The organism is Nocardioides sp. URHA0032, from assembly GCF_000620645.1.
Taxonomy (GTDB): domain Bacteria; phylum Actinomycetota; class Actinomycetes; order Propionibacteriales; family Nocardioidaceae; genus Nocardioides.
In genome coordinates, this window is record NZ_JIAV01000014.1 from 88,070 (window position 1) to 100,053 (window position 11,984).

Here is an 11,984-nt window from a genome sequence, read left to right on the forward strand (position 1 = left end):
TCACCCCGAGCAAGCTCGGGGCGAGGACGCTAGAACCCGCCGTCCTCGCGGCGGCGACGCCACCGCTCCTCGACCCGCTCCATGAAGGAGTGGCCGGAGTGGCTGCGGCGCAGCCGCCTGGCCTTGCCGGTCTTGCCGGTCTTGCCGCCCTCGATGACGGTGAACCCGTGGCTGGGGTGGGCGGACCGCGGGTCGTGGCCGTGGCCCTGCTGGCCGCGCATCGCGGTGAGCGCCACGGTGGCCGAGACGAGCATGATCACGAACCCGACGATGCCGACGGGGGTGATCTGGGCGACCGCACCGGTCATCAGCACGACCACGCCGACCACGAAGCCGACACCCGCGACGATCGCGCGGCGACGGGCGGAGCGACGGAACGCGGTGCCGCGCAGCGTCGAGGCGAGCTTGGGGTCCTCCTCGACGAGGGCACGTTCCATCTGCTCGAGCAGTCGGAGCTCCTCTTCCGAGAGTGGCACTGTGCCTCCCCTGCCATGTCAGCGCCGGTCCGGGTCCGGTTGTGGCAAGTCTAGGCAGCGGCCGGGCAACTCGGTAGGCGGGATCGTAAATTCGTGATTCAACCGTTCCCGTTCTCACGGACCCGAAACGAGGGCTCAGCGCGCAAGCACGTGCAGCTGCGTCGCCAGCGGCCGGAACTCCGTCCGTTCTGCGACCGCCCGCTCCAGCTCCACGAGGGCGGCCGTCGCCCCTGGCTCCAGGTCGAGCAGTGACCCCGGCACCAGGTCGGCGAACACGCGTACGCCGTGCACGGTCCCGATCTCGAAGCCGGCACCGACCAGCAGGGCGCGGACCTCCTCCTCGGTGAAGCGGTGCCCGGCGCGGCCGCTTCCGGCGGCGGGATCGTCGAGCATCGCGAGCGCCTGGGCGAAGTGGCCGGCCATCGCGCGCGCCACGACCGAGGCGTACCGCTGGGCGACCAGCAGGCTCAACGTGCCGCCCGGCCGCAGCACCTGGCGCAGCGTCGTCAGTGCGGCAGCCGGGTCGTCGACCACCTCGAGCACCCCGTGGCAGAGCACCACGTCGGCGCTCGCGGGGCCGCTGACGTCGAGCAGCGTGGACAGGTCACCCTGCTCGCCGGTGACGGCCACACCGAGCTCACGCGCCCGGCGGTCGAGGGCGGCGAGTGCGTCCGGGCTCGGGTCGACCACGGTGACCCGGTGGCCGAGCTCGGCGACCCGGACCGCGAACCCGCCCGTGCCCCCGCCGATGTCGAGCACGTCGCCGGCACCGGCCAGCACCTGCTCGAGCGCCGTCCAGACCAGCGAGGTCCGGGCGGAGCTGCGGCGCTCGCTGGGCTTGACGCTGTCGGGCATGGCCCCACCCTAGAGGGCTCAGCCGGCCCGCATCGCCACCGACCGCGCGGGCCCGGTCGCGTGCGGGACCAGGCCGAGCGACCGCTCGACGACGGCGAGGAACCGGTCCGCGTCGCGGACCAGGTCGTCGGCCTCCCGCTCGCTGACCGCGCGGGTCGAGCCGGCCTCCGCGGCCGCCCGCTTCGCCGCTCCCCCGGCGAAGAACTGCGCCCACTCGGTGAGCTCGGGCGCGACCTCGGCGAGCAGCACCCACGCGTTCTTCTGGCGGCGCCGCCGGGCCGGCGTGGGCTGGGCGCGGGCCGCGAGCAGCGCCGCCGCCGCCCGGAGCGCGGCGACGTGCGCACAGGCGTAGCGGGTCGGGACCTCGGTCGCGGCGATCGCCTCACTGAGCGACTCGGCGGCACGGGCGAGGTAGGAGTGGGTGGTGGCGGGCAGGGCGTACGGGTTCATCGCTGACCTCTCCTCGACCCCGGGACCGCGACCCCTGGGCCTGCGTCGTGCGACCCCGGCGGGGGCGGGGGTCGAGGTCGCCCCCGCCGGGTCTGTTCGAACGCATGTTCGAACAGGACCCTCACGCTACACCCGCCCCCGGACAGGGCGTCAAGGCCGGTCAGGCGGCGCGGTCCCCGGTGCCGCAGAAGACGCGGGTGTCCTTGTGCCACAGCCCGACGACGGCCGCGACGTCGACGAGGAGCGAGACGATCGCGACGACGAGGAACAGCGCCGGCGGGTTGGTGCGCAGGATCGCGAACGTCGCGATGCCGATCATCACCACCAGGGCGCTGAGCAGGATCCGGGCCCAGTTGTGCCCGCCGCGGAAGAACGAGATCAGCACCACGGCGAGCAGCGCGACCACGACGAACATCGTGATCGCCACCGGCACGAACGCCGGCGGCTCGACCGCTCCGGCGTCGGAGCGGTCGGCGGCCCACGCCCGCACCAGCTCGTCCTTGAACACGATGGTCATCAGTGCGGTGAGGCCGGTCATCGCCACGGCGGCGGCGGCGAGCCAGGTCGCACCGGTCACCACGGCCGGGCGCTGCGGGGTCATCCGCTCTCCTCACTGGTCCCTCGGGTGTCGCTGTCCGCTGGACACCCTAGGGTCTCGCTGTATGACGACCGAGCACCCCTCGATCAGCCGCTTCCGCGAGGACCACTCCGCCCGCGGTGGCGCCGGGGAGATCGTGGTCCTGCCCGACTCCGTGCACACCGCGGCCCTGGCCGCGGAGGCGCTCGGCTGCGAGGTCGGCGCGATCGCGAACAGCCTGCTGTTCGACGCGGACGGCGGACCGGTCCTGGTCCTGACCTCCGGCGCGCACCGCGTCGACACCGGCAAGGTCGCGGCGTTCATCGGGGTGGGGAGGCTCAGCCGCGCGACCCCGGAGTTCGTGCGCGCGCACACCGGCCAGGTGATCGGCGGTGTCTCCCCCATCGCCCACCCGGCGCCGGTCCCGACGTACCTCGACTCCTGGCTGCGCCGCTATCCCGCGGTCTGGGCCGCCGCCGGCCACCCCTCCGCGGTGTTCTCGACGACCTTCGACGAGCTCGCCGCGATGACGGGCGCGACCGAGATCGAGGTCGAGTGATGGAGATCTGGCTCAACCCGGGCTGCTCGAAGTGCCGCACCGCGGTCTCGGAGCTCGACGCCGCCGGGGTCGAGTACACCGTGCGCCGTTACCTCGACGACCCGCCGACCGCCGCCGAGCTCGGCGAGGTCGTGGCCCGGCTGGGGCTCCAGCCCTGGGACGTGGCCCGGGACAAGGAGGCCCGCCAGGAGGGCATCGACCTGCCGAAGGACGCCGCCCACCGCGACGACTGGCTGGCCGCGCTGGCCGCACACCCGCGGGCGATCCAGCGGCCGATCATCACCGCTGCCGACGGCACCACCGTCGTGGGACGCGACGAGGACTCGCTGCGGCGGGTGCTCGATGCGGAGGGCTGAGCTCCGCGATCGACTGGCCGAGCTGTACGCCGGCCGCCCGGTCGTCCTCGGCCCCGGACCGGTGGCCGCCTGGGCGCCCTGGGTCGAGCGCCTGGGCCGCCTCGGCTGCCCGACGCTGGCGCTCGACCTGCCGGCACCCGCGACCCTGCTGGCCACGGACGGCGCCCGGCTGCACGACCGGCTGCTGCGCGACCTGCCGCCCGAGACGGTCGCGGCGGTGGAGCGCTTCGACCCCGACCGGCGCGGGGTGTTCCGCACCTCGCCGTTCGTCACCAGCGACGAGCCGGTCCTCGGCCGCCCGGTGACGGGCGGCCGGCCGCGCGCGTTCCTGGCCCTCGAGGACAAGCTGCGCGCTGACGCGATCTGGGCCGCCGCCGGGGTCGACGCCGCGCCGTACCGGATCGTGCCGCTGCAGGAGGACGCGCTCGCGGAGGCCACCCGGGAGGTCGCCGGTCCCCTGGGCGCGGTGTGGTCGGGCGACGGCTTCACCGGCGGCGGCGACTACGTGCGCTGGGTGCTCGACCGCGACGACCGGGTCCGCGCCCGGGCGTTCTTCGCGCCGCGGTGCGAGCGCGTCCGGGTGATGCGGTTCCTCGACGGGGTGCCGTGCTCGATCCACGGCTTCGTGCTGCCCGACGGCACCGCCGTGCTGCGCCCCGTGGAGATCGCGGTGCTGCGCGACCGCGCCGCGCGGACGTTCGAGTACGCCGGCGTCGGCTCAGGCTGGGACCCGCCACCCGCCGACCGGGAGCACCTGCGGGACGTCGCCCGCCGGGTGGGCGAGCACCTGCGCGCCGAGCACGGGTTCCGCGGCGCGTTCGGCGTCGACGGCGTGCTCACCGCCGACGGCTTCCGGCCCACCGAGCTCAACCCCCGGATGTCGGCCGGGTGCACGCTCCTGACCGGCGTCGACCCCGACTTCTTCCAGCTGCTCCAGGCCAACCTGCTCATGGGTATCGACGCCGGCGTCACGGTGCCGGACGTCGAGGGCTTCCTTCCGGACATGGACGCCGAGCGGCGCAGCAGCACCGACCGGCTGCTCCGACCCGGCGACCGGCTCGCGGTGTCGGCCGGGCACCTCGAGGCCGCTCCCGACCTCAAGCCCTAGAGTCACGGCCCATGCGGGTCGTGGTGGTCGGTGGGGGCTTCGGCGGCCTCGCCGCCGCGGTGCGGCTCGCCAAGCTCGGTCACGCCGTGACCGTCGTCGAGCGCGCACCGACCGTCGGCGGCGCGCTCTCCGAGGTCACCGAGGACGGCTTCAGCTGGGACGCCGGTCCGACGTACACCCTGCTGCCCGCCGTGGTGCGCGACCTGTTCCGCAAGTCCGGCCGCCCGGTCGAGCGCGAGCTCGAGCTGGTCCCGCTGGACCTGGTCCGCGAGCACCGCTTCGAGGACGGCTCGTCGGTCCGCGTCGCCACCGGGCGCGCGGCCCAGCTCGCGGCGTTCGAGGAGCTCGGCGCCGGCCTGGGCCGGCGCTGGGTGGACTACGTGGAGTCGTACGCCGACGACTGGGACGTGCTGCGCCGCACCTACCTGGAGAACCCGTGGGACCCGGCCGCCCCTTCGCGGCTCCTCGACGGCCGGGAGATGCTGCACAAGCGCCTGAAGAAGGCGTTCAAGGACGAGCGCCTGCGGCTGGTCGCCGGCCACCCGTTCGTCGCCGAGGGGCACGAGCTGCGCAACGTGCCGGCCTGGCTGGGCGTCACGGCGTACGTCGAGCAGCGCTTCGGCGCATGGACCGTCGAGGGGGGCATGCACCGGCTCGGTGCCGCGCTGGCTGACCGGCTCGCGACCCGTGGCGTGACCACGGTGACGGGCACCGAGGCGCGTGACCTCGTGATCCGCGAGGGCCGGGTGACCGCGGTGCGCACGGCCACCGGCGACCTCGACGCGGACGCCGTCGTGTGCGCGATCGACCCGCGAGGCCTGCCGACGCTCGCGCCGTACGTCGAGCGCACGATGCCCGCCATCCCGCCGGTCGTCGTGCACGTCGGGCTGTCCGGTGAGGCGCCCGACCTCCCCCACGAGCTCGTCCTGCACGGCGACCCGATGCTGGTCGTCCGCCGGAGCGGCGACGCGCTCACCGTGCACGGACGCGGCCGGCTCTCCGAGGACATCCTGCGCGCGCTGGCGAGGCACCGGATCGACGTGCGCGCCCAGGTCGCGGCCCGGGTGGACCGCAGTCCGCGCGACCAGGTCGAGCTCTGGGGCAGCTCGCCGATGGGCGTGCGCTGGCAGGGCCGCGGGACCGTCCGCCGGCGGCTCGGGCCGCGCACGCCGGTCGCCGGCGTGTACGCCGCCGGGGCGCACGCCACCCCCGGGGCCGGCATCCCCTTCGTCGGGCTGTCCGCGGCGCTCGTGGCGGCGGAGATCGGCCCTGCCTGACCGGCGATCAGACCGACATGTTCAGCGCGGCGAAGATCTCGCGCGTCGCCTTGGACCGGTTCAACGTGTAGAAGTGCAGGCCGGGCGCGCCACCCGCCAGCAGCTCGTCGCAGAGCTCGGCGGCGAGCTCGATGCCCGCGGCGCGCATGGACGCCGGGTCGCCGTCGTGGGCGGTGATCCGGGCGACCACCGGGGCCGGCACCTCGGTGCCGATCAGCTCGCCCTGGCGGCGGATGTTGGCCAGGTTCAGGATCGGCATGATCCCCGGCAGGATCGGCAGGTCGACGCCACGTGCCCGCACCCGGTCGACCAGCCCGAAGTAGTCCTCCGCCCGGAAGAACATCTGGGTGACCGCGAACTCGGCACCCGCGCGCGCCTTGGCCACGAGCACGTCCGCGTCGTGGTCGAGCGACTCCGCCGACGGGTGCCCCTCCGGGAACGCCGCGACGCCGATGCTGAACTCACCGCGCTCGCGGACCAGCTCGACCAGCTCCCGTGCGTAGGTGAAGCCGCCCTCGGTCGGGGTCCACGGCGCGCGCGGGCCCTCCTCCGGGTCGCCACGGAGCACCATCACGTTGCCGATGCCGGCCGCGGCGTACGCGTCGAGGATGCCCTCGAGCTCGGCCCGGGTGTGGCCGACGCAGGTCAGGTGGGCCATCGCGGTCAGCGACGTCTCGGCGGCGATCCGGCCCGTCACCCGCACCGTGGTGTCCCGGGTGGAGCCGCCGGCGCCGTACGTCACGGAGACGAAGGTGGGGGCGTACGGCTCGAGGTCGCGGATCGCCTGCCAGAGCTGCTCCTCGCCGGCGGCGTCACGCGGCGGGAAGAACTCGAACGAGAACGACCGCTCGCCGTCCCGGACCAGGTCACCGATCCGCCGAGTCTGCCCGTGCACCATGCGCAACAGTCTAGGGACGGGGCCGCGTCGGGCCCGACGCCGTCCACTGGCTAGTCTCGACGCCGTGACGGGCGAGGACGGCTGCGACACCGCTTGGGACAGCGCCGGGTTCCGCGACCGGGTCCAGTCCGCGCTCGACGCGTTCATCGACGAGCGGGCCACCACCCTCGCGCCGCTCGGCCCCGACGCCGACCGCCTGGTCCGTGAGGCGCACACCTCCGTCGCCGGGGGCAAGCGGTTCCGCGCCGCGTTCTGCTACTGGGGCCACCGCGCCGTCGCGCCGGACGTGGCCGACGAGGACGCCCTGGTCCGCGCCTGCGCCTCGCTTGAGCTCCTGCACGCGAGCGCGCTGGTGCATGACGACTTCATGGACGCCTCCGACACCCGGCGGGGCCGGCCGGCCACGCACCGGCAGTTCGAGGCGGAGCACCGCGGGGCGGGGTGGCGCGGCGACCCCGGGCAGTACGGCGCCGCCGCGGCGATCCTGCTCGGCGACCTGCTGCTCAGCTGGTCCGACGAGCTGCTGCGTCGCTGCGGGCTCCCGTTCGCCCAGGTGGCGCCGGCGCTCGAGGTCTTCGACACGTGCCGCGCCGAGGTGATCGCCGGCCAGTTCCTCGACGTCTCGGTGCAGGCACGCGGCCGCGCCGACGTGGAGGCGGCGATGACGGTGCTGCGCTACAAGTCCGCGAAGTACTCCATCGAGCGGCCGCTGCACATCGGCGCCGCGCTCGCCGGCGCGTCGCCCACCACGATGGCGGAGCTGTCCCGGTTCGGCCTCCCGCTCGGCGAGGCGTTCCAGCTCCGCGACGACCTGCTCGGTGTCTTCGGCGACCCGTCCGCCACCGGCAAGCCGGCCGGGGACGACCTGATCGAGGGCAAGCGCACCGTGCTCGTGGCGCTCGCCCTCGATGCCGCCGGCCCCGCTGACGCCGCGAAGCTCGATGCCGCCCTCGGCACCGACCTCTCCGAGGAGCAGGTGGCCGAGCTGCGCGCGATCATCGACGCCTCCGGCGCGCACGCGCAGGTCGAGGCCGTCATCGAGGAGCTCGCCGGCCATGCGGTCGCCGCGCTCGGCCGGGCCGACCTCGACGAACGCGCCCGCGGCGTGCTGCGCGGTCTGGCGTCGTCAGCGACCCAACGGGTCGTCTGACCGGAGCACCTGGCTAGAGCATCGCCTGGGCGCGGCGCTTGACCTCCGAGCCGCGGTTCTCGCGGAGCGCGTCGATCGGGCGGCCCGGGAGGTCGTCGTCGGTGAAGATCCACGCGATGCACTCGCGGTCGTCGAAGCCGGCGTCGTGCAGGATCGTCAGCAGCCCCCGCAGGCCCTTCACGGGGAGTCCGTCCTGGAAGAAGTCGGCCGGCACCTGCTGGCCGGCGCCGGGCGCGGGCACCGCGGCGGCCAGCTCGTGCTCGCGGATCATGGTGCGGACCTTCGCGACGGTGACGCCCAGCTGCTCAGCGGCCGCGGCCCAGTCGATCCACTCGGGCACGAGGGCGGCGAGATCGGCGTCGGCGAGGCTCGGGTCGTTCATGGGATCAGTCTTGCACCGTCGGCCGCGCCACGCCGGGGAGGGCTGAGCACGGCGCCACGCCTCCGCGTCCGTACGATTGGGGCACCGGATCCTTCCCCATCCGGCCACAGGAGGGTCGCTGTGACGCCTGACCGGCGCTCGGAGCGGCACGCCCAGAAGGGCGCTGCCGACGCCCCCGTCGACCCCATGACCGGCCGGGTGCTCGACGGTCGCTACCGGATCGGGCCGCGGATCGCTCGCGGCGGGATGGCCAGTGTCTACGAGGCCACCGACATGCGGCTCGACCGCACCGTCGCGGTCAAGGTGATGCACCCCGGGCTCGGCGACGACGAGGAGTTCGCGGCCCGGTTCGTGCGCGAGGCGCGCGCCGCCGCCCGCCTCTCGCACCCGAACGTGGTCGCGGTCTACGACCAGGGCGACGACCACGGAACCGTGTTCCTGGCGATGGAGCTGATCGACGGCATCACGCTGCGTGACGTCATCCGCAAGGAGGCGCCGATGTCGCCGGCTCGGGCGCTGGCGCTGCTGGAGCCGGTCCTCTCGGCCCTCGCCGCCGCGCACCGGGCGGGGCTGATCCACCGCGACGTGAAGCCCGAGAACGTCCTGATCGCCTCCGAGTCCGACTCCGGGGCGAGCCGCGTCAAGGTCGCCGACTTCGGCCTGGCCCGCGCGGTCAGCGCCGAGACCCAGCACACCGCGACCGGCGGCGTGCTGATCGGGACCGTCTCCTACCTCGCGCCCGAGCTCGTCGTCGACGGCCGCGCCGACGCGCGCGCGGACGTGTACGCCGCGGGCATCGTGCTGTTCGAGCTGCTCACCGGGGTCAAGCCGCACGACGGCGAGACCCCGATCCAGGTCGCCTACAAGCACGTGCACGAGGATGTCCCCCCGCCCTCGAGCCTCGAGCCCGGCATCCCGGCGTACGTCGACGCGCTCGTCGCCCGCGCCACCGCACGCGACCGCAGCCTGCGGCCCGCCGACGCGGGCGTGCTGCTGCACCAGGTCCACCGGGTCACGCACGCACTCGCCGAGGGCGTGGCCGAGGACCCGGACCTGACCGCGGACCTCACGCCCCTCCTGATGACCGCGAGCCACGAGGACACCGCGGCCGACCCCTTCGACTCCCGCGAGATGGCCACGCTGATGGCGCCGTCGGACCTCGCCGAGGAGCGGACCACGCAGCTGCGCACGTCTCCCCCGCCACCTCCGCCGCCGGGCCGGACCTCGGGGCCTCGACGGCGTCGCCGCGGCCTGCTCGCGACGGTCCTGACCGTCCTCCTCGTCGCGGGCCTCGGCGTCGGCGCGTGGTGGTTCCTCGACGGGCGCTACACCTCGACCCCCGGGGTGCTCGGCATGACGAAGGCGGCCGCCGAGCACGAGCTCGAGGACGCCGGGCTCACCGCCGGGACCGGCGACCCGGCGTACTCCGAGACGGTCCCCGCGGGGCACGTCGTCGCGACCGACCCGGACCCGGGCGCGAAGGTGCTCGACGGCGGCACCGTCACGCTCACGCTCTCGCTGGGCAAGGAGCGCTACGACGTACCGAAGCTCAAGGGGATGACCGAGGACGAGGCGCAGGACGCGCTCGCCGGCACGCACCTGGCGTACGGAACCTCGACGGGGCGCTGGTCTGGGACCGTACCCGAGGGCCAGGTCATCACCAGCAAGCCCGGCGCGGGTACGACGCTGCGCCCGGACACCGCCGTCGACCTGGTCGTGAGCAAGGGGCCGAAGCCGGTCACGCTCAAGGACTGGGTCGGCAAGGACTCCGACGACGCGCTGGCGTGGCTCGACAGCAGGGGCCTGGACGGCAAGGTGACCAGCTCGGAGTACTCCGACACCGTGGACGACGGCGACGTCATCTCGATGGACCCGACCGGAGGCACCACGCTGCACCGCGGCGACACGGTGCGCCTCGTGGTCTCGAAGGGCCCGGAGCTGGTCGACGTGCCGTCCGTGCGCGGCCAGGGCGTCGACGCGGCGACCCAGACCCTCGAGGGCCTCGGCTTCCACGTCGTGACCCGGGAGGCGTCCGGCTCGCTCGGCCTCGGCTTCGTCTGGTCCCAGGACCCCGAGGGCGGCGCGCGGGTGCCGAAGGGCTCGACGATCACGCTCACCCTGATCTGACCGTCCGCGCCGTGCTCGATAGGTTGACGCGGTGCGCAACCCGATCGGAACCCATGTGCTGGTCGGCAAGGGGCTGGTCGACGGAGCCGTCGCGAACGCCGACCTCGTGGGCTGCGAGACCTTCCAGGTCTTCGTCGGCAACCCACGCGGCTGGGCGCTGAGCGACGGGAAGCCGGCGGAGGACGCGCGGTTCCGCGACCTGATGGCCGAGCGGCGCACGCGCACCTTCATCCACTCGCCGTACCTGGTGAACCTCGGCAGCCCGACGCCGGCGACGTACGAGCGCTCGGTGGCGTCGGTCGCGCACAACCTCAGGCGGGCCGCCGAGATCGGCGCCGAGGGCGTCGTCGTGCACACCGGGTCGTACGTCGGGGACGTGGACGACACCCGCGCGATGAGGCAGGTCCGCGAAGGGCTGCTGCCGATCCTCGACGCGATCGCGGACGACGCCGCGCCGTGGCTGCTGCTGGAGCCGACCGCCGGCCAAGGGCGGTCGCTGTGCGCTGGCGTCGACGACCTCGAGGCGTACCTGGCGGCCCTCGACTTCCACCCCAAGGCCGGGATCTGCCTCGACACCTGCCACGTATTCGCAGCCGGGGCGCCGCTCGACGAGCCCGGCGGCACCACCGCCACCGTCGACCGGGTCGTCGAGATCGGCGGCCCCGGGCGGCTCCGCCTGGTCCACGCCAACGACTCCATGGACGTGCGCGGCGCGTTCCGGGACCGGCACCAGCGGATCGGCGAGGGGCACATCGGCGAGGCGGCGTTCGTCGAGCTGTTCGCGCACCCCGCGACCGAGGGGGTGCCGTTCATCCTCGAGACCCCCGACTCGCGGGACGCCGACACCCGCGACATCCCGCTGCTGAAGCGGCTGCGCGGATGAGCCGCCGTACCTCGCTGCTCGCCACGCTCACCCTGCTGGGCATCACCGCGTGCTGGGGATCGACCTTCTTCCTCATCCACGACCTGCTGGACCGGATCCCCGCTGTCGACTTCCTCGCGGTGCGGTTCTCGATCGCCGGCGTGCTGCTGCTCGTGGTCGCGCCGAAGGCCGTCCTCCGGCTCTCGCCGCAGGCGCGCCGCCAGGCCGTGGTGCTCGGCGGCCTGTACGGCGTCGCGCAGATCCTCCAGACCCTCGGCCTCGCGCACACCCCGGCGAGCGTGTCCGGCTTCATCACCGGCATGTACGTCGTGGCCACGCCGCTGTTCGCGGCCGTGCTGCTGCACAACCGGATCACCGGGCTGACCTGGGCGGCGGTGCTGCTCGCGTTCGTGGGGCTGGCGGTGCTGACCCTCGACGGGCTCTCGGTCGGGTACGGCGAGGCGCTGACCTTCGTGGCGGCGATGCTCTACGCGCTGCACATCGTCGGGCTTGGCGCCTGGTCGAACGCCCGGGACGCGCTCGGGATGTCGATCCTCCAGGTTGTCGTGGTCGCGGTGATCTGCCTGGTCGCCAGCGCTCCGCACGGCATCGTGCTGCCCGACAACGGCCGCGACTGGCTGTCGGTGGTCTACATGGCGGTGTTCCCGGCGGCGCTCGCGCTTCTCGGCCAGACCTGGGCGCAGGCGCACCTGTCGGCGACCCGCACCGCGATCGTGATGAGCATGGAGCCGGTGTTCGCGGCCTTCTTCGCAGTGCTCTTCGGCGGGGAGTCGTTCACGGTGCGGATGGTCACCGGCGGCGTGCTGGTGCTGACCGCGATGCTGATCGTGGAGCTCGGGCCGCGCCGCAAGGTCGAGGCCGAGGTCCCCCACATCGCCGTCTGACT

Annotated in this window: 14 protein-coding genes; 8 read left to right on the plus strand and 6 right to left on the minus strand. The window is 74.2% G+C overall.

Annotated features, from left to right (window positions below; genetic code table 11):
• Nucleotides 1–29: 29 nt before the first annotated feature.
• From N538_RS0102355 to N538_RS0102370, 4 genes are all read right to left on the minus strand, one after another.
• Nucleotides 30–476: a DUF3040 domain-containing protein gene (locus N538_RS0102355; protein ID WP_028635952.1), complete on the minus strand. Its 447-nt coding sequence runs from the start codon at nt 474–476 to the stop codon at nt 30–32.
• 135 nt (nt 477–611) lie between these two features.
• Entirely contained in the window at nt 612–1,331 is a 720-nt protein-coding gene (locus N538_RS0102360) for a methyltransferase (RefSeq protein ID WP_028635953.1), read from the minus strand.
• Nucleotides 1,332–1,349: 18 nt separating this feature from the next.
• Complete coding sequence (locus tag N538_RS0102365) at nt 1,350–1,781, minus strand: SAV_6107 family HEPN domain-containing protein (protein WP_028635954.1); 432 nt, start codon at nt 1,779–1,781, stop codon at nt 1,350–1,352.
• A gap of 160 nt (nt 1,782–1,941) precedes the next feature.
• Complete coding sequence (locus N538_RS0102370) at nt 1,942–2,382, minus strand: hypothetical protein (RefSeq protein WP_028635955.1); 441 nt, start codon at nt 2,380–2,382, stop codon at nt 1,942–1,944.
• 61 nt (nt 2,383–2,443) lie between these two features.
• Between N538_RS0102370 and N538_RS0102375 the strand changes: the two genes are divergently transcribed.
• The 4 genes from N538_RS0102375 to N538_RS0102390 are packed head-to-tail and all read left to right on the plus strand — an operon-like array spanning nt 2,444 to nt 5,658.
• Complete coding sequence (locus N538_RS0102375; RefSeq protein WP_028635956.1) at nt 2,444–2,917, plus strand: YbaK/EbsC family protein; 474 nt, start codon at nt 2,444–2,446, stop codon at nt 2,915–2,917.
• A complete protein-coding gene (locus tag N538_RS0102380) occupies nt 2,917–3,273 on the plus strand; it encodes an ArsC/Spx/MgsR family protein (RefSeq protein WP_028635957.1) in 357 nt (118 codons plus the stop codon). The genes N538_RS0102375 and N538_RS0102380 overlap by 1 nt, the downstream gene beginning before the upstream one ends.
• Nucleotides 3,260–4,381, plus strand: a complete 1,122-nt coding sequence (locus tag N538_RS27115; RefSeq protein ID WP_051548640.1) for a hypothetical protein — start codon at nt 3,260–3,262, stop codon at nt 4,379–4,381. The genes N538_RS0102380 and N538_RS27115 overlap by 14 nt, the downstream gene beginning before the upstream one ends.
• An 11-nt stretch (nt 4,382–4,392) precedes the next feature.
• Nucleotides 4,393–5,658, plus strand: coding sequence for a phytoene desaturase family protein (locus N538_RS0102390; protein ID WP_028635958.1), 1,266 nt, complete (start codon nt 4,393–4,395; stop codon nt 5,656–5,658).
• Between the two features lie 7 nt (nt 5,659–5,665).
• On the opposite strand, the gene metF is transcribed toward N538_RS0102390, so the two are convergent.
• A complete protein-coding gene (gene metF / locus N538_RS0102395) occupies nt 5,666–6,556 on the minus strand; it encodes a methylenetetrahydrofolate reductase [NAD(P)H] (RefSeq protein WP_028635959.1) in 891 nt (296 codons plus the stop codon).
• A 64-nt stretch (nt 6,557–6,620) separates the two neighbouring features.
• On the opposite strand from metF, the gene N538_RS0102400 reads away from it, so the two are divergent.
• Nucleotides 6,621–7,706, plus strand: a complete 1,086-nt coding sequence (locus N538_RS0102400; protein WP_028635960.1) for a polyprenyl synthetase family protein — start codon at nt 6,621–6,623, stop codon at nt 7,704–7,706.
• Between the two features lie 13 nt (nt 7,707–7,719).
• Here the strand turns inward: N538_RS0102400 and N538_RS0102405 are convergent, their stop codons facing one another.
• Entirely contained in the window at nt 7,720–8,088 is a 369-nt protein-coding gene (locus tag N538_RS0102405; protein WP_028635961.1) for an Rv2175c family DNA-binding protein, read from the minus strand.
• Between the two features lie 120 nt (nt 8,089–8,208).
• On the opposite strand from N538_RS0102405, the gene pknB reads away from it, so the two are divergent.
• The 3 genes from pknB to N538_RS0102420 are packed head-to-tail and all read left to right on the plus strand — an operon-like array spanning nt 8,209 to nt 11,982.
• On the plus strand, nt 8,209–10,215 hold the full coding sequence (pknB, locus tag N538_RS0102410) for a Stk1 family PASTA domain-containing Ser/Thr kinase (RefSeq protein ID WP_051548642.1): 2,007 nt from the start codon (nt 8,209–8,211) through the stop codon (nt 10,213–10,215).
• A 31-nt stretch (nt 10,216–10,246) separates the two neighbouring features.
• Entirely contained in the window at nt 10,247–11,098 is an 852-nt protein-coding gene (locus tag N538_RS0102415; protein ID WP_028635963.1) for a deoxyribonuclease IV, read from the plus strand.
• The gene (locus N538_RS0102420; protein ID WP_028635964.1) at nt 11,095–11,982 is read left to right on the plus strand and encodes a DMT family transporter; all 888 of its coding nucleotides are present in this window, start codon (nt 11,095–11,097) and stop codon (nt 11,980–11,982) included. Before N538_RS0102415 ends, N538_RS0102420 begins: the two co-directional genes overlap by 4 nt.
• Nucleotides 11,983–11,984 lie beyond the last annotated feature (2 nt).

Coding starts and splice junctions, on each gene's coding strand:
- N538_RS0102405 (WP_028635961.1), bottom strand. CDS start 8,088: ATGAACGACCCGAGCCTCGCCGACGCCGATCTCGCCGCCCTCGTGCCC.
- N538_RS0102370 (WP_028635955.1), bottom strand. CDS start 2,382: ATGACCCCGCAGCGCCCGGCCGTGGTGACCGGTGCGACCTGGCTCGCC.
- N538_RS27115 (WP_051548640.1), top strand. CDS start 3,260: ATGCGGAGGGCTGAGCTCCGCGATCGACTGGCCGAGCTGTACGCCGGC.
- N538_RS0102380 (WP_028635957.1), top strand. CDS start 2,917: ATGGAGATCTGGCTCAACCCGGGCTGCTCGAAGTGCCGCACCGCGGTC.
- N538_RS0102390 (WP_028635958.1), top strand. CDS start 4,393: ATGCGGGTCGTGGTGGTCGGTGGGGGCTTCGGCGGCCTCGCCGCCGCG.
- N538_RS0102360 (WP_028635953.1), bottom strand. CDS start 1,331: ATGCCCGACAGCGTCAAGCCCAGCGAGCGCCGCAGCTCCGCCCGGACC.
- N538_RS0102420 (WP_028635964.1), top strand. CDS start 11,095: ATGAGCCGCCGTACCTCGCTGCTCGCCACGCTCACCCTGCTGGGCATC.
- N538_RS0102375 (WP_028635956.1), top strand. CDS start 2,444: ATGACGACCGAGCACCCCTCGATCAGCCGCTTCCGCGAGGACCACTCC.
- metF (WP_028635959.1), bottom strand. CDS start 6,556: ATGGTGCACGGGCAGACTCGGCGGATCGGTGACCTGGTCCGGGACGGC.
- N538_RS0102365 (WP_028635954.1), bottom strand. CDS start 1,781: ATGAACCCGTACGCCCTGCCCGCCACCACCCACTCCTACCTCGCCCGT.